Below are 21477 nucleotides of genomic sequence, written 5' to 3'. Positions count from 1 at the left end.
GACGGTTTTGGAGTGGCGCGGAGCTGGAGCCAGCAGTCAGCCGAGCAGGTCAAGCAACGCTCCGGCGCCGACGGTGCGAGCCCCGAGGCTTTCGGCCCGTTCGCGCAGCCCGCGGTCCGACGTTGCCACTGTCACCGGCGCCTCGGGGTCGGTGCCGAACGCCTTCTCCACCTGAGCCACAATCTCGTCGTCGCCCGACCCGGCCGCGTGCACCACTTCCATTTCCACACCTCGGCGGCGCGCGGCCGAGGCCTGGGCTGCTGCCTCGCCGTCCTGCGCCGTCGCCGGGGAGTCCGCGGCGACGCCGGCCCGTGCCCGGTTCGCCCCGCCGTCGTGCCCGTCCTGGCTCGCAAATTCTGCCGGACGTGCCTGCCCATCCGGGTTCACCGCACCTGCCGGACCCGCGAGCCCCGCCGGGGCGGCCGCACCCGCCGCACCTGCCGGCCCCGCGGGGGCGGCATCTTTCGCGGCGCCTTCCAGCACGACGACGGTGCGCGGCCACACGGTGCCGGCGGGCACCTCCAGCAGGTCCGCGGGAAGCCCCAGCTCCAGGGCGGTGTGCAGCGAGGCGAGCAGCCGGCGCGCGGCGCCGGGGCGGTCCTTCCACCAGCCGTCCGGCCGGGAGCCGACCACGTTGGCCGCGTCGACCACAAGCACCGGCGGGTGCTCCAGCAGCGTGCGGAGCCGCGGCCACGCCTCGCCGAAGTGCGGATGCAACGGCAGCTGGTCCACCTCATCCAGCGGGACCCAGGCCAGGGCCAGGCTCTCGGCGTCGGTGATTTCCGGTTCGAACGGGCGAACGGTCCTGGCGGCGGCGGTTGTGTAGGACCAGAAGCCAAGGTCCAGCACCGAGGTGAACAGCGGCGCCAGCGCGTCGACAGGGACGTCGGCTTCTTCGTTGGCCTCGCGCAGGGCGGCATCGACGGCAGGTTCGTCCTGATGCCTCGCCCCGCCGGGAATTCCCCAGGTGCCGCCGAAGTGGCTCCACTGCGCGCGGTGCTGGAGCAGGATGCCGCGCTCGCGGTCCACCGCCAGCAGCCCGGCGGAGCCAAACCGGCCCCACATCCGCGTGCCGTCCGGCCCCTCCACCCAGGCGTCGCCGGGATCGCGCGGACCGTGGAATGGCGGCGGGGTCTCAGTCATGATTCCAGCTTGCCACGGTCGGCGGCGCCACGTGGAGGGCCCGGAGCGGCCCGGCGGCTCAACCAGGCAACGGGTGTAACCCCGCTTCACAGTCGCCGCCGCAGCCGCTGCCCGGACACGAGTCGATAGGATGGGCTCAGAGGCAACGCCTTCGAATCCGTATCGCTAGCCAAGGAGTCAGCATGCCCGTTGCAACCCCTGAGATCTATGCCGACATGATTGACCGCGCCAAGGCGGGCGGCTTCGCCTACCCGGCCATCAACGTGACCTCCTCGCAGACCCTCAACGCCGCCTTGCAGGGCTTTGCCGACGCCGGTTCCGACGGCATCATCCAGGTCTCCACCGGCGGCGCCGCCTACTGGTCCGGCGCCGGGGTCAAGGACATGGTCGCCGGTTCGCTGGGCTTCGCCGCGTTCGCCCGCGAGGTGGCCAAGAAGTACCCGGTCAACGTGGCGCTGCACACCGACCACTGCCCGAAGGACAAGCTGGAAGGCTTTGTGCTGCCGCTGCTGGCCGAGTCCGAGGCTGCCGTGAAGCGCGGCGAGGACCCCATCTTCCAGTCGCATATGTGGGACGGGTCGGCCGAGACGCTGGAGGAGAACCTGCGCATCGCCGAGGACCTGCTGGCCCGCACTGCCGCGGCGAAGATCATCTTGGAAGTGGAAATCGGCACCGTCGGCGGCGAGGAAGACGGCGTCGAAAATGAGATCAACGAAAATCTCTACACCACGGTCGACGACGGCCTGAAGACCATCGAGGCGCTTGGCGCCGGGGAGAAGGGCCGCTACATCACCGCGCTGACCTTCGGCAACGTGCACGGCGTGTACAAGCCCGGCGGAGTGAAGTTGCGCCCCGAGCTGCTCAAGCAGATCCAGGCCGAGGTCGGTGCCAAGATCGGCAAGACCAATCCGTTCGACCTGGTTTTCCACGGCGGCTCCGGATCCTCCGAGCAGGAAATCGCCGACGCCGTGGCTTACGGCGTCATCAAGATGAACGTGGATACCGATACCCAGTACGCCTTCACCCGTCCGGTCGCCGGCCACATGTTCAGCAACTACGACGGCGTGCTGAAGGTGGACGGCGACGTCGGCAACAAGAAGGCCTACGACCCGCGCGTCTGGGGTGCCGCGGCCGAGAAGTCGATGGCCGCCCGGGTCGTTGAGGCCGCCGAGCGCCTGGGCTCGGCCGGAAAGTCGGTGGGGTAATGACCGAGCCCTTCCGCACCAACCTGCTGGGCCCGGAGCCGACCTACCTGCCGGAGGAGACCGACGTCCTCGCCCGGCTCGACGCCGGCGACGAAGCCTTGGACCTGGCCGCGAAGTTCCCCACCTCCTCGCTCATCTGGGCGATCCTTGCCGACGAGGCCTACTCCGAAGGCCGGACCATCGACTCGTACGCCTACGCGCGCGTCGGCTACCACCGCGGCTTGGACGCCCTGCGCCGGGCGGGCTGGCGTGGAGCCGGCCCCATCCCCTGGGAGCATGAACCCAACCGCGGATTTCTGCGCGCGCTCTACGCCCTGGGCCGCGCCGCCGGTGCCATCGGCGAGGCGGAAGAAGTGGACCGGATCGGCAAGTTCCTGGCCGACTCGGACCCGAACGCCAGGGCGGCCATCGAAGGCGCCTGAACCGCACGGCCGCTTGGACTATTCGTCCGGGCGGCCGTCGCTTTTGCCGGTCTTACTCGGGCGGAAGACCGCTCCGGATTTCGGGGCGTAGGCGGACCAGCCGCCCGCCGCGCCGTTGGCGTCGTCCTCGGCCCGTAGGCGCGCCAGCCGTTCCCGGTTTTCGCGCAGGGCAGCGACCCGCTGGCGAAAGGCAGCGGCCGCGGCAGGAGAGCCGGGCCCGCTGCCACGGAACCGGCGTACCCTCGAACCTTCCTCGTAGGACTCGAACTCCACTTCAAAGGCTTCGCCCAGTTCCCGGGCCACATGTTGCGCCAACCGAATCCCGTCCCTGGTGAACTGCGCGGCCAGTTCCGGCGTTCTCCACTCCAAGTCGACGAGGGCGTCATAGTAACCCTGCTCCCAGCGCCGAAGGTCATGGATCAGGCGAGGACTCAGCCCGGAGCCCGCGTAGTCCACCGGACCGCCGAGCCAGAGCACGGTATCGGAGTAGTCCGGGAACAGGCGGACTACCGGGACACTTCTCGCCTCGGCCGGGTTCATGCGCTGACTCTATCGCCCCGCGGCCGGGCGCCTGCCAAGACCGGGCTCGGGGCGCCGGGCGCCTGACGCTAAAGCGCTTGGCCCTTCCCAGGCGGACGAACCTTCGACATGATGCGTGAATGGGAATGAAAGCTTTCGGAATAACTGCAGCAGCAACGGCGGGGTCAGGATCGTGAGCGGATCCGAGACCATCGACGAGTATCTGGGACGGCTCGGTTCCAACCAGCCCACGCCGGGCGCCGGCGCGGTCGGCGCGATCCATGCGGCGCAGGCAGCGGCGCTGATCGGCATGGTGACACGGTTTACCGAGCGGAGCGCGGCGAAGGACAACGACGGCGGTGCCTCCGCGGGCTCGGGGCATAACGACGGCGGTACTTCCGCGGGCTCGGGGCACGACGACGCCGGTGCCTCCGCCGGCTCCGGCCCGGAACCGGACCTGGACGCCATACTGGCCGAGGCGGGCGATCTGACCCGGGCGGCAGTGCACGCGGCGGTCTCCGACGAGGAGAAGTTCCGCAGGGTCGTCGACTGCTACAAACTCCCGGCCACAACAGACGACGAACACAGCCGCCGCAGCGCGGCCATCCGGGAGGCGCTCGTGGAGGCGACGCTCCCGGCGAGGGCCCAGCTGGACCTGGCCTCCGCCGTCGTGCGTCTGGGCACAGAGTTGGTGGGGGTGTGCAATCCCAACGTCCTGAGCGACATTGCCGTGGCCGCGGAAGCGGCGCGGGCCGCCGCCGCCACGGCACGGATCACGGTCGAGGCCAACCTGGCCTCCATCCGGGAGGATTCCATCCAGGAGTCGCTGAAAGAACACACGCAGAAGGCCGACGACATGGTGCGACGAGCCGAAGAGCTGTCAGCGTCCGTCCGGCGCCGCGTCCTGGACTGACGGGGCGCGAGTAACGGAGCGAGGCCGCGCGCTCGATGGAGCGAGGCCCAGGCTACGCCTGCTTCGTGCTGGCAATTTGGATGAGGTTGCCGCAGGTGTCGTCAAACACGGCCGTGACAACCGGCCCCATGTCGGCCGGCTCCTGAACGAACTGCACTCCCAGCGCGGTCAGGCGCTCGTACTCGGCCTGCACGTCGTCGACCCCGAAGCTGTTGAAGGGGATGCCGTCGGCGACCAGGGCTTCTTTGAACGGCTTCACCGCCGGATGGCCGGACGGTTCCAGGAGCAGTTCCACGCCGTCCGGGGCCGATGGCGAGACAACGGTCAGCCAGCGGTCATCGCCGACGGGAACATCGTTCTTGAGCTGGAACCCCAGCTTTTCGGTGTAGAACTCGAGGGCCTTCTGCTGGTCGTCCACAAAAATGCTGGCGGTGGTGATGATCATGGTGTTTCCTTCGAAGAGGGCGGGAGATTGGCGAGCCATTCTCTCGCAGTGCTGAGCGGGGCAGTATCCAGATGGTGGATGGTGGTGCGTCCACGGTTGCTGGCGGTCACCAAGCCGGCCTCACGCAGAATCGCGAGGTGCTTGGTGACAGCCTGACGGGTGATGGCGAGATGGTGGTTGTTGATCAGGCGCACGGTCAGCTCGAACAGCGTCTGGTCGTTGTGCGCGGCCAGTTCGTCCAGCAAGATCCGCCGAGTCGGATGACTTAGGGCCTGGAAAACAGTGTCCACCCTTCCATGATAGGCAACCTCTAGGTTGCCTATCAAGCGCGCGACCTTGCCTTCGATCGGCCGCGCGGTCTTTCGCCGCGGCATCCGGGCAGGCATGATGCAGGTATGGGTGCGAACACGGCATTCACGGCCACCGAGCAGGTCTATGTGCCGCCGGCGCGGGCGTGGGCGCTGTTGACGGATTGGGCCGCGACGCCCGCATGGATGCCCGGCGTGAACGAGATGCACGCCGAGGGGCCGCTGGCGGTCGGCCAGGCCATCAGCTTCCGTTCCCAGGGCCACGACCGCAGCAGCACGGTGACCGAGCTCGACGTCGGCCGCAGCATCACCATTACCTCGTCGCAGGGGGATGTGCGGGCTGACTACCGCTACGTACTCGACGGCGACGGCGGCGCGACCCGGCTGACGCTGACTGCCGACGTCGTCGTCAGCGAGGAGCTGGCCGGCATGGCGGAACAGATCCGGCGGGCGATCGCGGAGGCCGATTCCGGCCAGCTGGCCAGCTTCAAGCAGTTTGCGGAATCCGCGCCGTGATTGCCGCCAAGGCGCTGCGCGGACGCCATGCTGATCGCGGTCGTGCGCTGCGAAGAGGCCGCCCTGATCCCGTTCGTGCGCTGCGCGGGAGCCGCCCTGATCCCGATCTTGCGCCGCGCGGGAGCCGCGCGCCGACCCTGCTCCCGTCCACCCGGCTTCCGGCTCAGTAGAATCGACTGCTGGGACCGCTTGAAAGGACTGCGTTGGCCAAGCTCTACTTCCGCTACGGGGCGATGAACTCCGGCAAATCGACCGGACTGCTCCAAGTAGCCTTCAACTATGAGGAGCGCGGGCAGCGCGTGTTGCTGGCCAAGCCGCAGATGGACACCAAGGGGGACAGCAAGATCGTCTCCCGGCTGGGCATGGCCCGGGACGTGGACTTCTTAATCCGCCCGGGTGAATCCGTGCGCGAACACTTCGGCCGAGTGGCCGCCGGCGAGGATCCCGAAGCCCTGCTGGAGCACGTGGACGTGCAGCCGGTGGCGTGCCTGCTGGTGGACGAGGCGCAGTTCCTGGAGCCCGAACAGATCGACGACCTGTTCCGCATCGCGGTGATGGACAACGTGCCGGTGCTGGCGTACGGCATCCGCACCGACTTCCGCACCCAGGCCTTCCCGGGTGCCCGCCGGCTGCTGGAAATCTCGCACTCCCTCGAGGAGCTGAAGACCATTTGCCGCTGCGGCCGCAAGGCGGTCTTCAACACGCGCCGCGTGGGCGGGGAGATTGTGTTCGACGGCGAACAGGTCGCCATCGACGGCGAAGACGTCTGGTACGAATCGCTTTGCGGCACCTGCTACCTCGAGGCCTCCGGCGGCGCGCTGTAGCTCATAGGGCGGCACGCTCCAGGTTTGGCGGCGGTGGGCCGCGGGTTCATGGGCGGAACCCGGCAGCGTCCCATCTGCCGCGGGTGGGCACGCGTTGGCCTTCCCCCGGGTCACGGGCCGGCCGTGGGCAGGTCTAGCCTCTGCGCCAGCCCGATCGCGTTGAACGGTGCGTGGACCTTGACGTCGTTGTCGAAGTACACGTAAGCATCCCGGCCCGCGCCGTCGGGGCAGCCCGAGCCGTCCAGCCATCCGGCGACCGTCGATGCCAGCCGGTCCAGGTCTTCGTCCCGGTAGCCACTGACGTAGAGTTCGTCCTTACCGTGCAGCCGGACGTAGGCGAAGTCGGCCGTAATCTCGTCCAGCATCGGCCACTTTCCGGCGCTGTCGGCCAGCACCAGGGCAGTGTTGTGCCGGCGCAACTGGTCGTAGAACTCCTCGTTGATAAACGTGGTGCTGCGGATCTCGAGGGCGTGGCGCAGCGGCCGGTCGGCGCCGTCGTCGGGGATCCAGGTCCTGTCCTTCATCAGGTCAGTGCGCCCGGCGGCCAAGGCGGCGGCGGCGTGCGTGCTGCGCGGCAGCTGGACCAGAAACTTTTCCATCACCTCGGCGTCGTAGTTGGCCCGCTCGGGCAACTGCCACAAGAACGGTCCGAGCTTTTCGCCCAGGCCCAGGACCCCCGAAGCGTAGAAATTCGCCAAAGCGTCGCGGACGTCCTTCAGGCCCTTCATGTGGGTGACGTACCGCCCGCCCTTGACCGCGAACACGAAGTCCGGAGGCGTCTCGGCGTGCCACTGCCGGAAGCTGGAGGGGCGCTGCAGCGAATAAAACGTGCCGTTGATCTCGACTGAATTCAGGTGGCCGGAGGCATACTCCAGCTCGCGGCGCTGGGGCAGGCCCTTCGGGTAGAACGTGCCGCGCCAGCGCGGGTATCGCCAGCCGGAAATGCCGATCCGGGCCATCGGTTGAGAGGGGGCCATGTCCCGCAGGCTACCCGGCCCAGGCGGTGCAAGCCAGAGCAAGCCGCGCTCCGTCGTCGTGCTGTGGGGCGTTGCGCATCCTTTGAACCGCTGCCGCGTCCGGGCACGAGAGCCCTCGCTTTTTCGAGTGGAGAGAAGATGCACGCTTACGCCCGGTTTCGCTGCATCTTCTCTCCACTCGACGATTAGACGGCCGGATTCCGGTCGATTGAGGCCCATCGGCTAAACTTGGCGGGTAAGAGCCCCAAATACTCCACCCGGAGTGAGGGGCGTTCTCATGCGCGGCAGCGGCTCCTTGATGTGCAGTCTGTCCGGGGCTTCCGCCGCATCGAATGGGGGAGGATCCCATGCCAGCAATTGTGATCGTCGGAGCCCAGTGGGGCGACGAAGGAAAAGGCAAGGCTACCGACCTGCTCGGCGGCCGCGTGGATTACGTGGTCAAGCCGAACGGCGGCAACAACGCCGGGCACACCGTCGTCGTCGGCGGGGAGAAGTACGAGCTGAAGTTGTTGCCGGCCGGCATCCTGTCCCCCAACGCCACTCCGATCATCGGCAACGGCTGCGTGGTCAACCTTGAGGCCCTCTTCGAGGAGATCGACGGGCTCGAGGCCCGCGGCGCGGACACTTCGCGGCTGCGCGTCTCCGCCAACGCCCACCTGGTGGCCCCGTTCCATCAGACCATGGACAAGGTGACCGAACGCTTCCTGGGCAAGCGCGCGATCGGCACCACCGGCCGCGGCATCGGCCCCGCCTACATGGACAAGGTGGCACGGCTGGGCATCCGCGTGCAGGACGTGTTCGACGAATCGATCCTGCGGCAGAAGGTCGAAGGCTCGCTGCGGCAGAAGAACGAACTGCTGGTCAAGGTGTACAACCGCCGGGACGTGCACGTGGAGGAGGTCGTGGAGTACTTCCTGTCCTTCGCCGAGCGGCTGCGCCCGATGGTCATCGACTCCACCTACGTGCTGAACAAGGCGCTGGATGAGGGCAAGGTCGTGCTGATGGAGGGCGGCCAGGCCACCTTCCTGGACGTGGACCACGGCACCTACCCGTTCGTGACCTCCTCCAACCCGACGGCCGGCGGCGCGTCCGTGGGCTCGGGCATCGGCCCCACCCGGATCAACCGTGCCGTGGGCATCATCAAGGCGTACACCACCCGGGTGGGCGCCGGGCCGTTCCCCACCGAACTGTTCGACGACATGGGCGAGTACCTGCAGAAGAAGGGCGGGGAGTTCGGCGTGAACACCGGCCGGCCGCGGCGCTGCGGCTGGTACGACGCCGTGCTGGCCCGCCACGCCGCCCGGGTCAACGGCTTCACGGACTACTTCGTGACCAAGCTCGATGTGCTCACCGGCATCGAGCAGATCCCGGTCTGCGTGGCTTACGACGTGGACGGCGTCCGGCACGACGAAATGCCGATGACGCAGACCGAGTTCCACCACGCCAAGCCGATCTTCGAGTACTTCGAGGGCTGGACCGAGGACATCACCGGCGCCAGGACGCTGGAAGACCTGCCGGAGAACGCCCGCAACTACGTGCTGGCGCTCGAAAAGCTCTCCGGCACCAGGTTCTCCGCCATCGGCGTGGGCCCCGACCGCGACCAGACCATCGTGGTCCGGGACCTGATCAGCGAATAGCAGGACTGACGACGGCGGGGCGCGGGCAGCGAGTCCGCGCCCCGCTGCGTTACCACCCCCTGCTTAAACCTTTCGCGGGCGGTGCGCGCCATGGGTTAGACTCGTGGGCAACACGGGAGTCCGGTGAGCCGGGCTGAGAGGAAACTTCTCAAGTTTCGACCGTCGAACCTGATCTGGATCATGCCAGCGCAGGGACGTTGACTCTTTACTACCCGTGCCCCGTTTAACAACCGAAGGGCGCGAAAATGCGAACATCAGATTCGATCGTCACCGCGACGAACACCCCCACTGCTGCCGTCCGCAGCAATAAGTTCACCGCCACTCCCCGCGAGTTCGGCGTGGGCGCGAGATTGACCCTGGCGGTCATGGCCGACAACTACGCCGACGTCATCCTGACGGCACTGGACCAGGCCGACTCCACCGGCCTTGAGGTGCACACCGGCAAGGTGAGCACCTACCTGACCGGCGCCGAGCAGGATGTCCTGCGCTACCTGAGCCAGGTGATTGCCGCGGCTGGACGCACCGGGGCGCACGTCTCGGCCTCCGTGCTCCTGTCCCGGGGCTGCCCCGGCGGCGTCAGCTGCAAAATACCCGAGGGAGGCGCCGCCCTGTACTCGGAGATCCCGGAGCTGGAGCCCACCGGAATCGAGGCCGCCGCCGACTGGGCGCTGTATCCCCTGGCAGACGGCGGTACCGGCGGTGCCTCAGCCGACCACATGCGCGATATCTACGCCGCCATCGACTACGCAAAATCCACCGGTGTTGCGGTGCAGGCGGAGCATTTTGTCACCCGGATGGACGGCGATGTTGCCCAGGTGCTGCAGGCCATTGCCGCGGGCTGGATCCTGGTGGGCCGTTCCGTCCAGCACGTCACCACGCACGCGACGCTGTCCATCAACAGCCCCAGCGCCTCCTGAAGCGGAAGGACCAGCCATGTCATCATCGTCTTCGCAGCAGCATGCCCTCCCGCGCGGTGCCTGGACCCTGAAGGACCTCGTCCTCCTGGTTGTCCTGGGCGTCGTCTTCGGTTTCCTCTACTGGGTCTTCGTCCAGGCCTGGACCGCCCTGTCCCTGCTGATGGGGCCGGCCGGAGACCTGTCGCAGCACTTCCTGGCCGGAAGCTGGCTGCTGGTGGCTCCGATCGCCATCGCCATCGTCCAACGTCCCTTCGCCGGCGTGCTGGCCGAAGTCTTGGCCTCGGTGATAGAGGTGGTGTTCCTGGGCTCCGCCGTCGGTCCGCTGCTCTTTATCGCGGCCGCCATCCAGGGCATTGGCAGCGAGATCCCGTTCGCTGTCACCCGCTACCGTTCCTACGGCTGGCTTACCTACGCCCTGTCCGGGCTGCTCGGCGCCGGCCTCGTCTTCTTCTATTCGGCCTTCCGGTCCGGCTGGTACGGACAGGACCTGTTCTGGACCCGCCTGGTCATCCACCTGATCTCCGGTGTGATCTTGGGCGGGCTGCTGGGCAAGATCATCGTCGACGGGCTGGCGAAGACCGGCGTGGTGGACAACTTCGCGATCGGCCGCGCCCGGCTGGGCACAACCGATGCGCACCGCTGACCCGGTCCTGGAGCTCAATGACGTATCCGTAGGCTTCCCCCGGCGGGACGCAGCCGTGCTGCGCAACGTCATGCTGCGGCTCAAGCCCGGCGAACACCTGATTGTGTTTGGGGCCTCCGGGTCGGGCAAGTCCACCCTGCTGCAAGCGGTCACTGGGGTGGTTCCCCACTCGGTGGTCGCCACCCTCACCGGCACGGTGTCGGTGAACGGCGTGGCCACGACCGATTCCTCGGTCGCCGAGCTTTCCCGACACGTCGGCGTGCTGGCCCAGGATCCCTCCTCCGGGGTCTGTCTTCCGGACGTCGAACAGGAATTGGCGCTGCCGCTGGAGAACCGTGCGGTGCCTCCGGAGGAGATATCGGCACGGATCGACACCGCGCTGGCCTCGGTCGGCGCCACCGGTCTCCGCGGCCGCCCAACGGCCCAGCTGTCCGGCGGAGAAGGCCAGCGGGTGGCGCTGGCCGCGAGTCTCATCGCCGAACCTGACCTGCTGCTGCTCGACGAACCCACCTCCATGCTCGATCCGGCAGGCCTGGCCGCCGTGCGGGACGCCGTCTCCGCTGCCACGGCCGCCTACGGACCGGCAGTGGTGCTGGTCGAACACCGGCTGGACGACTACGCCGGGGTAGCAGGCATAGCCGGCCTGCCGCGCCGGGCGGTCGTCCTGGGCGATGCCGGCCAGGTCCTGGCCGACGGCGTGACGGCCGAAGTGCTGGGGGCCCATGCAGTCCGGCTGAACGCGGCCGGATGCTGGCTTCCGCTTGAGACGGAACTGCTGGCCGTCACCGGCCGGACCGGCGGTCTCGGCGCGCCAGACGTCTGCTCGGACTTGCGGCAGCTGTCGGCGCCTGACCACAACGGGGATGCCGCGGCGCCCGAGGCCGGCGAGACGGCGCTGGCCGCGGAGAACCTCTCCGTCTCGCGGACGGCGCCCCTACGGAAGAGGCGCCGGAACGCGGGGGACGTCCGGCCGGAAGCGGCCATTCTCCATGATGTGACCCTCCGGCTGAAGCGCGGCGAAATCGCAGCCCTGCTGGGAGCCAACGGGGCCGGCAAAACCTCGTTGCTGCTCACCCTCGCCCGGCTACTGCCGCCGGCGGAGGGAACCGTCCGCGGGGAACGCCCGGGGATGGTGTTCCAGAATCCCGAGCACCAGTTCGTGGCGCATACCGTCCGGGACGAAGTCCGGCACGGCCTTCCCGACGCTCCCGCCGAACGCTTCGGCCGCCTCCTGGCGCAGCACCGGCTCACCCATGTGGCCGACCAGAGCCCCTTCCGGCTGTCGGGCGGCGAAAAGCGCCGCCTGAGCGTGGCGGCCATGCTGGCCCATGAGCGGCCTGCGCTCCTGGCGGATGAACCCACGTTCGGCCTCGACCGGCGGGACACGATCACCACGATGGCAGCCTTCAAGGAGGCCGCCGCCGCTGGCCGCGGCATCCTCTTCTCTAGCCACGACCTGCGGACCGTCGCGACGCTGGCCGACCGGGCAGTCGTGATCGCGGACCGCACGGTGATTGCCGACGGCCCGGTCTTCGACATCCTGCGCGACCCTGCGGTGCTGCAGCGCGCCGGCCTGCGGCTGCCGCCGCTGATCGAATGGCTGCTGGCCGAGTTCGCCTCGGCCCACGAGATCCGGCGGGTCCTCGACCGGCTCGACGCCGCCGTATCCCGCGCCGGTACGGTAAATCCGCAGATCGGCAGCCGGGCATGAGCGCCGCCTTCGCCCCCGGCCCGGTTTCCGCCGTCGCCGGCGGCGTCCTGGCGCGGCGCAATCCAACCATCAAGCTCGCGCTCCTGTTTGTGGTGTCGCTGACCCTGGTCTTCATCTTCGATCCGGTGACGCCCGCCGTCCTGTACCTGGTCGCCCTGGCCGCGGTCGCCGCCTCCACACGCCTCAGGCCCAGGACCCTGGCGCTGGCGCACGTACCCTTCGTCGCCTTCGGGCTGGGGATCTTCATGGTCAACGCGCTGAGCCGGCCCGGCGAGGTGTTATGGGAGTCCGGGCCGCTGCGGATTACGGTCGAGGGCCTCGCCGTCGGCGGTTCCCTGGCCCTGCGCACCCTGGTCATCGGGATCCTGGCCATCGGTTTTATTGCCTCGACCGACGGCGTCGCGCTGATGGGCAGCCTGCACCAGCACGCCCGGCTCGGGCCCCGGATCACCTACGCCATCCTGGCCGGGTACCGCATGCTGCAGGAAATGCCGCGGGAATGGCTGACCATTCGGCAGGCCCACGCCGTCCGGGCCCGGCTCCGTCCGGACGGTTCCTTGCCGCGCGGCCTCCACGCCCACGGGAATGCGGCGTTTGCCCTGCTGGTCGTCTCCGTGCGCAAGGGCGAACGGATGGCCCAGGCGCTGGAATCGCGGGGCCTGGGCCTGAGCCCGCGGACTATCTGGCGGAGGGTCCCATTGACCGGCGCGGACTGGCTGATGGTGGCCGGCGTCCTGGGGGTCCTCGCAGCCGTCCTGCTCACCAGCCACACCCTGGGTTACCTGGCGGGTTTTGAAGCGCTCGGCAGCTGAAAACTCTTGTCGGCGGCCATCCCCGGGACCCCGAACCGCCCCGCGGCGCTGCCGGACCTGGCAGCAGCAAGAGCGTGCCGGCCCCTCCACCTGTCGCAGGGCAGGGTCCCGGCGTAACATGCTCGTCATGGGGGACGACGAACTTCTCCGCCGGACGGCCGAGCTGGCCACAAAATACCTGCAATCCCTGCCCGGGCGCCCGGTAAAATCCGGGCTGGACGTGGCGGCCCTGCGCCGCGAGCTGGCGGGAGAACTACCGCGGCAGGGCGAAGACCCGCAGGCGGTCATTGAGCACCTGGCCCACGTCGGTGGGCGGGCTGCCGTGGCCATGGCAGGTCCGCGTTACTTCGGCTTCGTGATCGGCGGGGCCCAGCCGGCCGCGCTCGCCGCCGACTGGCTCACCTCCACCTGGGACCAGAACGCCGGACTGTATGTGGCCGGTCCGGCCGCCTCCGTGGTGGAAGAGGCCGTGGGCGCCTGGCTGCTGGACTTGTTCAGCCTGCCCGAAGACTCCGGCTTTGGGCTGGTCACCGGCTGCCAGATGGCACACTTCACCTGCCTGGCCGCGGCACGGACGGCAGTGCTGGAACGCGCGGGCTGGGACGTGGTCAGCGACGGCCTGTTCGGCGCGCCGGAGATCGCCGTCGTTGTGGGGGAAGAAGCCCACAGCACCGTGCTGACCGCGCTGCAGTACCTGGGCCTGGGGCGCCGGCGGATCTACTCGGTGGACACCGACGCGCAGGGCCGCATCACGCTGGACTCGCTCGACGCCGTGCTGGACCGGATTCCCGTCGACATGCCGCTGATCGTCAACCTGCAGGCCGGCAACGTGAACACCGGTTCCTTCGATCCCATCCGTCCGGCGGTGGAACGAGTACGACGGCGGGATGGCGCCTGGATTCATGTCGACGGCGCGTTCGGGCTGTGGGCCGCTGCCAGCCCGGATCACCGGCACCTGGTGGACGGCGTGGAGCTGGCCGACTCCTGGGCCACCGACGCGCACAAGTGGCTCAACGTCCCGTACGACTCCGGCCTGGCCTTTGTCCGCGACGCCGAGGTGCACCAGCGCACGATGTCCCCGCCGCATGCCGCCTATCTGGAGTACGGGGCCGAACGGGACGAGGTCGCGTGGGTGCCGGAGTTCTCCCGGCGTGCCCGCGGCTTCCCGGCCTACGCCGCGCTGCGGACGCTCGGCCGCGAGGGGGTGGCGGACCTCGTGGGGCGCTGCTGTTCGCTGGCATCCCGGATGGCCGGGCGGCTGGCCGAGGCGGACGGCGTGCAGATCCTCAATGACGTGGTGCTCAACCAGGTGCTGGTCCGGTTCACGCCGCAGGGCGGCTCGGACCCGGACGACTTCACCCGCGAGGTGGTGCGCCGGGTGCAGGAGGACGGAACACTCTGGCTCTCGGGGACCACATGGCACGGCCAGGCCGCCATGCGGATCAGCGTCAGCAACTGGTCCACTACCGAAGAAGACGCCGACCGCTCCGTGGAAGCCATCCGGCGCTGCGCCGGTAGCCGCTGAAGCCGGCCGGGATTGCCGGGGCACTCCGCAAGTCGGCCCAAGGATTGGCGGCGGTAACCACTAAAGCCGCCCCCGGGATCGACCCGGTTAATCACTGAGCCGCCCCGCCGCCGTCGGGCGGTGAATCCACTGCGCCCGCGGAAGCGCCGGGCAAGTTGGTCTTAGGTAGGCTGGAAGGACACACACCGCCATCAAGACGGGAGCGCATTATGAAGATCAGCGTCGGACAGCTCAACCCCAGCGGGGACGTGACGGAGAACCTCCAGACGGTGCGCTCACTCGCGGAAGAGGCCAAGGCCGACGGCGCCGAGCTGGTCGTGTTTCCCGAGGAATCGATGTTCACCGTCCGCCACGTCGAGGGCGACCTGGCCGCGGCCGTCGACGCCAACTGGACCAAGTTCGTGCAGCAGCTGTCCTTCATCGCCGCTGAAGTCGGCATCGCCATCATCGCCGGCGGCTACGAATCCAGCGGCGAGGAACGGCCGTACAACACGCTGGTGATCGTCGATGCCACGGGCCGGATCGTCGACACCTACCGCAAGCTCCACCTCTACGACGCGTTCTCCTACCAGGAGTCCAAGCGGATCAAGCCCGGCGACGGCGGCCTGAAGATCGTGCAGCTGGGCGACCTGAACATCGGGGTGCTCACCTGCTATGACCTGCGCTTCCCCGAGCTCGCCCGCGCTCTGGCATCGGAGGGCGCCGATTTGCTGTGCGTGCCGGCCGCCTGGTTCAAGGGAGACCACAAGATCGAACACTGGGAAACGCTGCTGCGCGCCCGTGCCATCGAGAACACCTGCTGGGTGGCCGCGGCCGGGACGTCGAGCACCAACACCGTGGGGCATTCGGCCATCCTGGACCCGATGGGCATTCCGAAGGGCTTCCTGGACGACGAACTCCGCGGCGTGGTCACCGTTGACGTGACCAGGCGCCGGATCGACGAGGTGCGAGAGTTCCTGCCGGTGCTGAAAAACCGGAGGCTCTCCAGCACCGTGGAGATCGTCTCGGCGCACTGATGGTGCCCGCGGCCGGCGGCGGCCGAAAACTTTTTCAGAAAGTTTGGCCGAACCCGTAACTTTTCCGTACCCGGCCGCGATTACGTAGATGAGGAAGCCGCGCCACAGCTTATCCCCCCAACAAGCTGTGGCGCGGCTTCTGCCATCCCGCCGGACGGTCACGCGGTGGCTAGCGTGAGCCCCCGGCTCCCGGCACGCAAGAGTCCAGGCCCCGGATTTCTCCGAAGCCTGGACTCTTCCTGATGCAGGCGGTTATTTACCGTCCGGTCCGGAAGGACCAGCTGGTGGCCGACAGCCGGTTGCCCGAGGCATCCTTGATGCTGCTGCTCAGCCGAATTGTGTAGCTGGCATTAGCCTTCAGGTTGCTCGACGGATTCAGCGTTGCCGTCCGGGTCCGCGAGTTGTAGCTGACCTTGGCTGAGACCGTTTTGCCCTTGCTGTCGACCAGCTTGAAGCTGGAGCCGCTGACGCCGGAGACTGCCTTGCTGAACGTCACGGAGACGTTGCCGCTCCGGCTGATCGACTTGGCACCGGCTGCGGGTGTCCGCTTGGACACCGTGGGCCGGCCTTCCGTCGTGAAGCTCCAGCTGGAGGCCGCCAGGCGGTTGCCGTTGACATCCGTGATGCCGTTGCTGAGGCTCACCGTGAACCGGGTGCTGCTGGGCAGGATCGCCTTGGGCTTCAGCGTGGCCGTGCGCTTCGCAGCGTCGTAGCTGACCGTCGCCGGTACGAGCGTGCCCGCGGCAGTCCTCAACGTCACCGTGCTGGCGCTGACGCCCCGGACCGGTTCGCTGAACGTCACTGCCAGATTACGGTTGGTGGCCGTACTGGCGGCGTTCACCGCCGGGGTCCGTCCGGCGACGGCCGGCGCGGCTTCGGTGGTGAAGTTCCAGGTGGTGGCCGTGATCGGGTTACCCGTTGAGTCCGTGATGCCGTTGGTCAGCCGCACGGTGTAGGTGCGGCTGGTCAGCAGGTTGGCGTTCGGGTTGACGGTGGCCGTCCGGGTTGCAGCGTCGTAGCTGACGGTTGCGGTCACTGCCGTGCCGGCCGCATTGGTGACCCGGAAGGTGGTGCCGGTGACTCCGGTGACCGGTTTGCTGAACGTAGCGGTGATGTTGCCGTTGGTGGCCACGTCGGTGGCGTCCACGGCCGGGGTCCGTCCGGTGATGGACGGCCCGGCCTCGGTGGTGAAATTCCACGTGGTGGCCGTGATCGGGTTACCCGAAAGGTCCCGGATGCCGCTGGTCAGCTGCACGGTGTAGGTGCGGCTGGTCAGCAGGTTGGCGGGGTCGAGGGTAACCGTCCGGGTTGCAGCGTCGTAGCTGACGGTTGCGGTCACTGCCGTGCCGGCCGCGTTGGTGACCCGGAAGGTGGTGCCGTCGACTCCGGTGACCGGTTTGCTGAACGTAGCGGTGATGTTGCCGTTGGTGGCCACGTCGGTGGCGTTCACCGCCGGCGTCCGTTCGGTGATGACCGGTGCGGCCTCGGTGGTGAAGTTCCACGTAGTGGCCGGCAGGGCATTGCCCTGCAGATCCCGGATGCCGCTGGTCAGCTGCACGGTGTAGGTGCGGTTGGCCAGCAGGTTGGCGGGGTCGAGGGTAACCGTCCGGGTCGCATCGTCGTAGCTGATGGTTGCCGTCACTGCCGTGCCGGCCGCGTTGGTGACCCGGAAGGTGGTGCCGTCGACTCCGGTGACCGGTTCGCTGAAGGTGGCAGTGATGTTGCTGTTGGTGGCCACGTTCGTGGCGTTCGCCTCCGGGCTGCGCCCGGTCACCGATGGAGCCGCTCCGGCAGTGGTGAACGTCCAGCTGGTGGCAGCGAGGGGGTTGCCCGCCGCGTCCCGGATGCCGTTGGTGAGCGCAACGGTATAGACCGTGTCGATCGCCAGGTCCGCCACCGGGTCGAGCGTCGCCGTTCGGGTCACCGGATCGTAGGTCACGGTGGCGGCGGTCGGTGCCGTTGCTTCCGCGGCCGTCAACGTGGCCGTTGTCCCGGAGATCCCCTGGACGTCCTCGCTAAAGGTCGCCGTGATGTCGACCCCGACTGCCACGTCGGTTGCCCCGGCAGCGGGAGCGCGGTCCGTCACGGTGGGGGCTTCGGTATCCGTCAGCTCAATGGTCTGGTCGGTGAACCGGAGGCGCTCGACATTGGTGATGGTGTCGGTGCCGTCGTCCCCGGTGCCGCGGACATGGGCCACAGTTGTGACTCCGTCGACGGTGGTGATGTCATATTCATCGAGTGCGCCGGAGAAGTTGGCGGTGTCGATGTCGGCGGGAGCCGCACTGTTGAGGATTTCCCGCACGATGACAACGTCGCCCGGGTCGATCCGGCCGGCCATGATGTCGGCCTGAATGCTCTTCAGGGTGGTGACAGACCGCAGTTCAGCGCCCTGCGCGTCGCGAACGCTCAGCCGCACGTTCAGCCACTTGTCCCCATCGATGATGTCATCCGCGCCGTTGCCCCAGATCTGGTCGCTGCCGGAGCCGCCGATGATGATGTTGCCGGCGCCGAAATCGGTAGCACCGTCGGGCAGCAGATCGGCCAGGCCGGCGATCCGCCTAATGCCCTCGGCGTCGAGTGCATTGCTGAGGCCTGGCACGGCGACCTCATCGTCCGGCTCTGACGGGACGACGTCATCGCCGCGCAAGACGTCGTCCTTGTCCCAACCGGAGAGGGCCTCGACCAGCAGGAACCGGTCTTTGAGGGCTTTGGGGCCCTCCACGATGACCATGCGCATATCGGAATCGGCCGCTTCCACGGACCGTGCGTGGGTCACCCAGTCGAAGCCGTAGACCCCGTGATTGCGCTCGATCCCGGGGCCGGCGACCATGATGTCGTCACCGCCCTCGGCGTCGTAGTCGTCCTCGCCGCTGTCGCCGATGAGGACGTCGTGGCCGGGGTTGTTGATGTCGTCGAAGAACGGTGCGCCGCTGTCGCCTTGGAGCAGGTCGTTGGCGTTGCCGCCTTCCTGCCAGTCATCGCCGCCGCCGCCGAACACGGTGTCCGGTCCGTCGCCGGCTATCACCAGGTCATTGCCCTCGCCGGCGAAGGTCTGGTTGCCGTTGAGCCCGCCGTTGGAGAAGTCGTCCCCGTCGCCCGACATGATGATGTCCAGTCCGGGGCCGGCGTCGATCGCGTCGTTGCCCGGCCCGCCCTTGAGCACGTCGTCCCCGTGGGAGTCGGTGATCCGGTCGTTGCCGGCGCCGCCCAGGAGGGTGTCCGCGCCGTCGTTGCCTTCGATGATGTCATCGCCGCCGTTGCCCCAGACGGTGTCGTTGTCGACGCCGCCCCAGATCCGGTCCGTCCCGTCGGCGCCGCCGGCGTCGTCCTTGCCGTTGTAGGTCGCCTGGGCGTTCAGGCCAGGACGGTCCACGCTGTTGGAGACGCGGTAGCGGATGGTGCCGTCCGCCATCCGGAGCAGCAGTGCCGACTCGTCACAGGCGGAGGTGAGATCATCGGCCACATTGTTGCCCGTGGTGCCGACGATGTTGCCCATCTCGAACTCGCAGTCGGCGACGCCGAAGACATCCGCCTTGAGTGAAGCGGCGTCGGTATTGCGCATCACCAGCTCGGCCATCGAGTTGCCTTCGAGCTGGGCCCGCAGGTTCAGTCCTGAGGTGCGGGACAGGTAGTAGAGCCGGTCCCCGTCCTGCAGGTCCGTCATCTGGCGTTCGAAGATGTAGTTAAAGGTGGAGCCGAGCAGCCCGCCGAAGAGATTCTGGGCTTCAGCCAGGCCCCCCACCCACAGGTCGACCGTGTCGAGGCCGGTCTTGGAGGCGGCGCCGTCGTTCGCCCACTCGCCGCTGCTGTTGACGAAGTCGTAGGCATCGGCCGGAGTTTCCGCCGCCGGATCGGGGCTCATGTCGAAGAGCTTCTGCGCCGCCGCGCGCTTGGCTTCGATGGTCGTCGCCTCGGTGATGCTGGGGTGCGTGCCGTAAGCGGCCATGAAGTTGACCACCGAATCCGGATGCTTCAGCGCCTGCCCGAAGTCCACCCAGCTGCTGTAAGGCTTCAGGGACGACTCGCTCGTCTTCGCGTAGAGGTCCTTGCGGAAATTGTTCAGCGACGGAACGCCGGTCTCCCGGCCGCGGGCGATGTTCAGCGCGGCCAGGTCCAGGGGCAGGCCCAGCACGCTGTTGCGCAGCGTGTCGGTGACGAACTCGTCGAGTTCTGCACCCACCTGGTCGGTCATGCCCATCGCGATCGCGCCTGCGGCCTGCTCGGGAGTCATCGTGCTGTCCCCGTTGGCGTAGTAGGCCGGTGGATTCAGGAACGCGTCCAGCAGCGGCAGGCCGATGTCGGCGCCGCTGTTGGTCTTCCGGTCCACCGCGTCCGTCAGCATGGAGTGCCCGAACCGGTAGGTCGCGTGGGCGAACTCCGCCTCAATCGCCGGGTCAATTGCCGTGTCCGCCTGGGTGAAGACGTTGAACGGATTGATGCCCGGTTGGATCTTGCGCGCGAAGTCCTCGAAGACGATGTGCTGGTATTCCATCTCCGTGACGAACCGTGCGGCCTGGAAGAGGCGCTCCCCGTTCCATTCGCCGTTGGGGAGCTTCCACTCGTTCAGGTCCAGGTTCAGGGACGTCAGCAGTTCTTCCATGTAGGTGACCAGCCGGTTGTGCTCCGAGTGGAAGACCTGGTGGACGGCGGTGAGTCCGATGTTCTCGTTCACGCGGCCGTCGCCGGCAACGAAGTGCGCGTTGAGCATTTCGTCGTCGTAGGTGCCCGGGTCCTGCCGGCCGCTGGTGGGGGTGATGCCGTCGTCCCCGTCGGGTGCCAGGGCCGTGCCGCGCGAGTCGAACGGTGCCGCGAAGTGGGAGATATCGTCCAGGAACGCGATGCCGATCCGCTGGACATTCTCCGGCGGCGCAACAAGGCTTTCCAGGTTCCCTTCCACGAACTGCTTGTCCTGCGTGATGTACTGCGGCAGCCCGTTGGGACCGCGCAGGAAGCGCCCGTACTGGTCGGTGGCCAGCATCGGGATATTAACGACGTCGGCGTCGGAGAGCTTCAGGCCGAGCATCGACTCGGCCTGGGCCTTGATGTCCGCCCAGGTGGCCATGCCGCCGGGGGCGCCTTCGGCCAGTTCGCCGGTCGAGACGGGGTCGCCCTCCTCGTTGAGCTCATACTCCCGGAGGAAGACGTGATGTGACGGGTTCGAACCGTAGGTCTGGCTCTGGTCAACCCACGGAGAGTCCGTGTTCGTGGCGTCCTGGATATCGTCGTCGGTGCCGAGCTTGCCGTCGGGGCCGGGCTGGTTCTCCGCCCGGTTGAGCAGCATGAAGTTCGTGGGCGAGCCCTCGACATACAGCGGATCGTCCTTTGCAAGGGGCATCATGACGACGTTGCTGGTCTTCTTGGTGAAGTCGATGCCGTGGTCGAAAAACTGCCCGAACAGGGCAAAGAAGCCGTTGTATGGCGGCGAGAGCCCAAAGTCGGTGGTGACATTCGGGATGTCGAGTGTCTCGCCTTCGGGCATGCAGTTCAGGGGCCGGCCCTCGGCGTCGCAGGGAACCGCCGTCGGGCCGTCGTTCACCGTCCGGTGCGCCTTGCCGGCCGCAGCGATCGCGGCCGGATTGGTGGAGGTCTGGTCCACGATCACGTTGCTGACGAAGCGCGGGTCCGCGTCCCGGAGCATCGGAACGTTGACCGACTTGTACGACTGGCCCCCGGCGGTGGTCCGCCATTCCGGTTCTGACAAGCGCGGGAAGGGCAGGCTGGCGGCGCCGAAGTGCCCCTGGTTGGGCACCAGGTTGTTGTCGGACCCGTCCACGGTCCGCAGCCCGTAGGGCAGCAGTGGATTCGCTATCTGGTTGGGGCCGGGGCCGAGGAGCGGCTGGCCCGGCACGGGATTGCCGTCGGCGTCTTCCTTGGTGGCGTGGTTCTCCGCGATCTTGATCTGCTTCAGGATGAACCTCATGTCCCCGGCATTGAGGGTCAGGCC

18 protein-coding genes and 1 riboswitch are annotated in these 21477 nt (G+C 68.0%); of the genes, 12 read left to right on the top strand and 6 right to left on the bottom strand.

Annotation, left to right across the window (positions count from 1 at the left end; translation table 11 throughout):
* Positions 1-36: 36 nt before the first annotated feature.
* A complete protein-coding gene (locus tag AC5RV3_RS11615; RefSeq protein WP_494122263.1) occupies positions 37-1143 on the bottom strand; it encodes an NUDIX domain-containing protein in 1107 nt (368 codons plus the stop codon).
* 182 nt (positions 1144-1325) lie between these two features.
* Here AC5RV3_RS11615 and fbaA point away from each other — a divergent pair, with 182 nt between their 5' ends.
* Both fbaA and AC5RV3_RS11605 read left to right on the top strand, forming a co-directional pair.
* Positions 1326-2348 carry a class II fructose-bisphosphate aldolase gene (fbaA, locus tag AC5RV3_RS11610; protein WP_494122262.1) on the top strand — a complete coding sequence of 341 codons (1023 nt, stop codon included), beginning with the start codon at positions 1326-1328 and terminating at the stop codon, positions 2346-2348.
* Positions 2348-2770, top strand: a complete 423-nt coding sequence (locus AC5RV3_RS11605; protein WP_494122261.1) for a DUF3151 domain-containing protein — start codon at positions 2348-2350, stop codon at positions 2768-2770. Before fbaA ends, AC5RV3_RS11605 begins: the two co-directional genes overlap by 1 nt.
* An 18-nt stretch (positions 2771-2788) precedes the next feature.
* On the opposite strand, the gene AC5RV3_RS11600 is transcribed toward AC5RV3_RS11605, so the two are convergent.
* Positions 2789-3310 (bottom strand): immunity protein CdiI family protein, encoded by a 522-nt coding sequence (locus AC5RV3_RS11600; RefSeq protein WP_494122260.1) that lies wholly within the window; start codon positions 3308-3310, stop codon positions 2789-2791.
* Positions 3311-3482: 172 nt separating this feature from the next.
* On the opposite strand from AC5RV3_RS11600, the gene AC5RV3_RS11595 reads away from it, so the two are divergent.
* A complete protein-coding gene (locus AC5RV3_RS11595) occupies positions 3483-4202 on the top strand; it encodes a cyclodeaminase/cyclohydrolase family protein (RefSeq protein WP_494122259.1) in 720 nt (239 codons plus the stop codon).
* Between the two features lie 52 nt (positions 4203-4254).
* Here the strand turns inward: AC5RV3_RS11595 and AC5RV3_RS11590 are convergent, their stop codons facing one another.
* Together AC5RV3_RS11590 and AC5RV3_RS11585 are read right to left on the bottom strand one after the other, a co-directional pair.
* Positions 4255-4647: a VOC family protein gene (locus AC5RV3_RS11590; RefSeq protein ID WP_494122258.1), complete on the bottom strand. Its 393-nt coding sequence runs from the start codon at positions 4645-4647 to the stop codon at positions 4255-4257.
* A complete protein-coding gene (locus AC5RV3_RS11585; RefSeq protein WP_494122257.1) occupies positions 4644-4937 on the bottom strand; it encodes an ArsR/SmtB family transcription factor in 294 nt (97 codons plus the stop codon). The genes AC5RV3_RS11590 and AC5RV3_RS11585 overlap by 4 nt, the downstream gene beginning before the upstream one ends.
* A gap of 105 nt (positions 4938-5042) precedes the next feature.
* Between AC5RV3_RS11585 and AC5RV3_RS11580 the strand changes: the two genes are divergently transcribed.
* Positions 5043-5471: an SRPBCC family protein gene (locus AC5RV3_RS11580; protein ID WP_494122256.1), complete on the top strand. Its 429-nt coding sequence runs from the start codon at positions 5043-5045 to the stop codon at positions 5469-5471.
* A gap of 203 nt (positions 5472-5674) precedes the next feature.
* Positions 5675-6295, top strand: coding sequence for a thymidine kinase (locus AC5RV3_RS11575; RefSeq protein ID WP_494074387.1), 621 nt, complete (start codon positions 5675-5677; stop codon positions 6293-6295).
* A gap of 110 nt (positions 6296-6405) precedes the next feature.
* Here AC5RV3_RS11575 and AC5RV3_RS11570 read toward each other — a convergent pair whose 3' ends face one another.
* Entirely contained in the window at positions 6406-7272 is an 867-nt protein-coding gene (locus AC5RV3_RS11570) for a DUF72 domain-containing protein (protein ID WP_494122255.1), read from the bottom strand.
* A 347-nt stretch (positions 7273-7619) separates the two neighbouring features.
* Between AC5RV3_RS11570 and AC5RV3_RS11565 the strand changes: the two genes are divergently transcribed.
* The 7 genes from AC5RV3_RS11565 to AC5RV3_RS11535 all read left to right on the top strand — a co-directional run bounded on the left by AC5RV3_RS11565 (position 7620) and on the right by AC5RV3_RS11535 (position 15533).
* On the top strand, positions 7620-8909 hold the full coding sequence (locus AC5RV3_RS11565) for an adenylosuccinate synthase (RefSeq protein ID WP_493988550.1): 1290 nt from the start codon (positions 7620-7622) through the stop codon (positions 8907-8909).
* Between the two features lie 102 nt (positions 8910-9011).
* A riboswitch (TPP riboswitch) is annotated at positions 9012-9122 on the top strand.
* Between the two features lie 32 nt (positions 9123-9154).
* A complete protein-coding gene (locus AC5RV3_RS11560; protein ID WP_494122254.1) occupies positions 9155-9826 on the top strand; it encodes a YkoF family thiamine/hydroxymethylpyrimidine-binding protein in 672 nt (223 codons plus the stop codon).
* A 16-nt stretch (positions 9827-9842) separates the two neighbouring features.
* Positions 9843-10469 (top strand): ECF transporter S component, encoded by a 627-nt coding sequence (locus tag AC5RV3_RS11555; protein ID WP_494122253.1) that lies wholly within the window; start codon positions 9843-9845, stop codon positions 10467-10469.
* Positions 10456-12180 (top strand): ABC transporter ATP-binding protein, encoded by a 1725-nt coding sequence (locus AC5RV3_RS11550; protein ID WP_494122252.1) that lies wholly within the window; start codon positions 10456-10458, stop codon positions 12178-12180. The genes AC5RV3_RS11555 and AC5RV3_RS11550 overlap by 14 nt, the downstream gene beginning before the upstream one ends.
* Complete coding sequence (locus tag AC5RV3_RS11545) at positions 12177-12992, top strand: energy-coupling factor transporter transmembrane component T family protein (RefSeq protein ID WP_494122251.1); 816 nt, start codon at positions 12177-12179, stop codon at positions 12990-12992. Before AC5RV3_RS11550 ends, AC5RV3_RS11545 begins: the two co-directional genes overlap by 4 nt.
* A gap of 127 nt (positions 12993-13119) precedes the next feature.
* Positions 13120-14517 (top strand): pyridoxal phosphate-dependent decarboxylase family protein, encoded by a 1398-nt coding sequence (locus AC5RV3_RS11540; protein ID WP_494122250.1) that lies wholly within the window; start codon positions 13120-13122, stop codon positions 14515-14517.
* Positions 14518-14726: 209 nt separating this feature from the next.
* Positions 14727-15533: a carbon-nitrogen hydrolase family protein gene (locus AC5RV3_RS11535; protein ID WP_494122249.1), complete on the top strand. Its 807-nt coding sequence runs from the start codon at positions 14727-14729 to the stop codon at positions 15531-15533.
* A gap of 256 nt (positions 15534-15789) precedes the next feature.
* Here the strand turns inward: AC5RV3_RS11535 and AC5RV3_RS11530 are convergent, their stop codons facing one another.
* The gene (locus tag AC5RV3_RS11530; protein ID WP_494122248.1) at positions 15790-21453 is read right to left on the bottom strand and encodes an Ig-like domain-containing protein; all 5664 of its coding nucleotides are present in this window, start codon (positions 21451-21453) and stop codon (positions 15790-15792) included.
* Positions 21454-21477: the final 24 nt, after the last annotated feature.

This window comes from Arthrobacter sp. Y3221114 (genome assembly GCF_059092625.1).
Note: the sequence above shows the minus strand (reverse complement) of the source record. Positions and strands in the feature narration are given on the sequence as shown.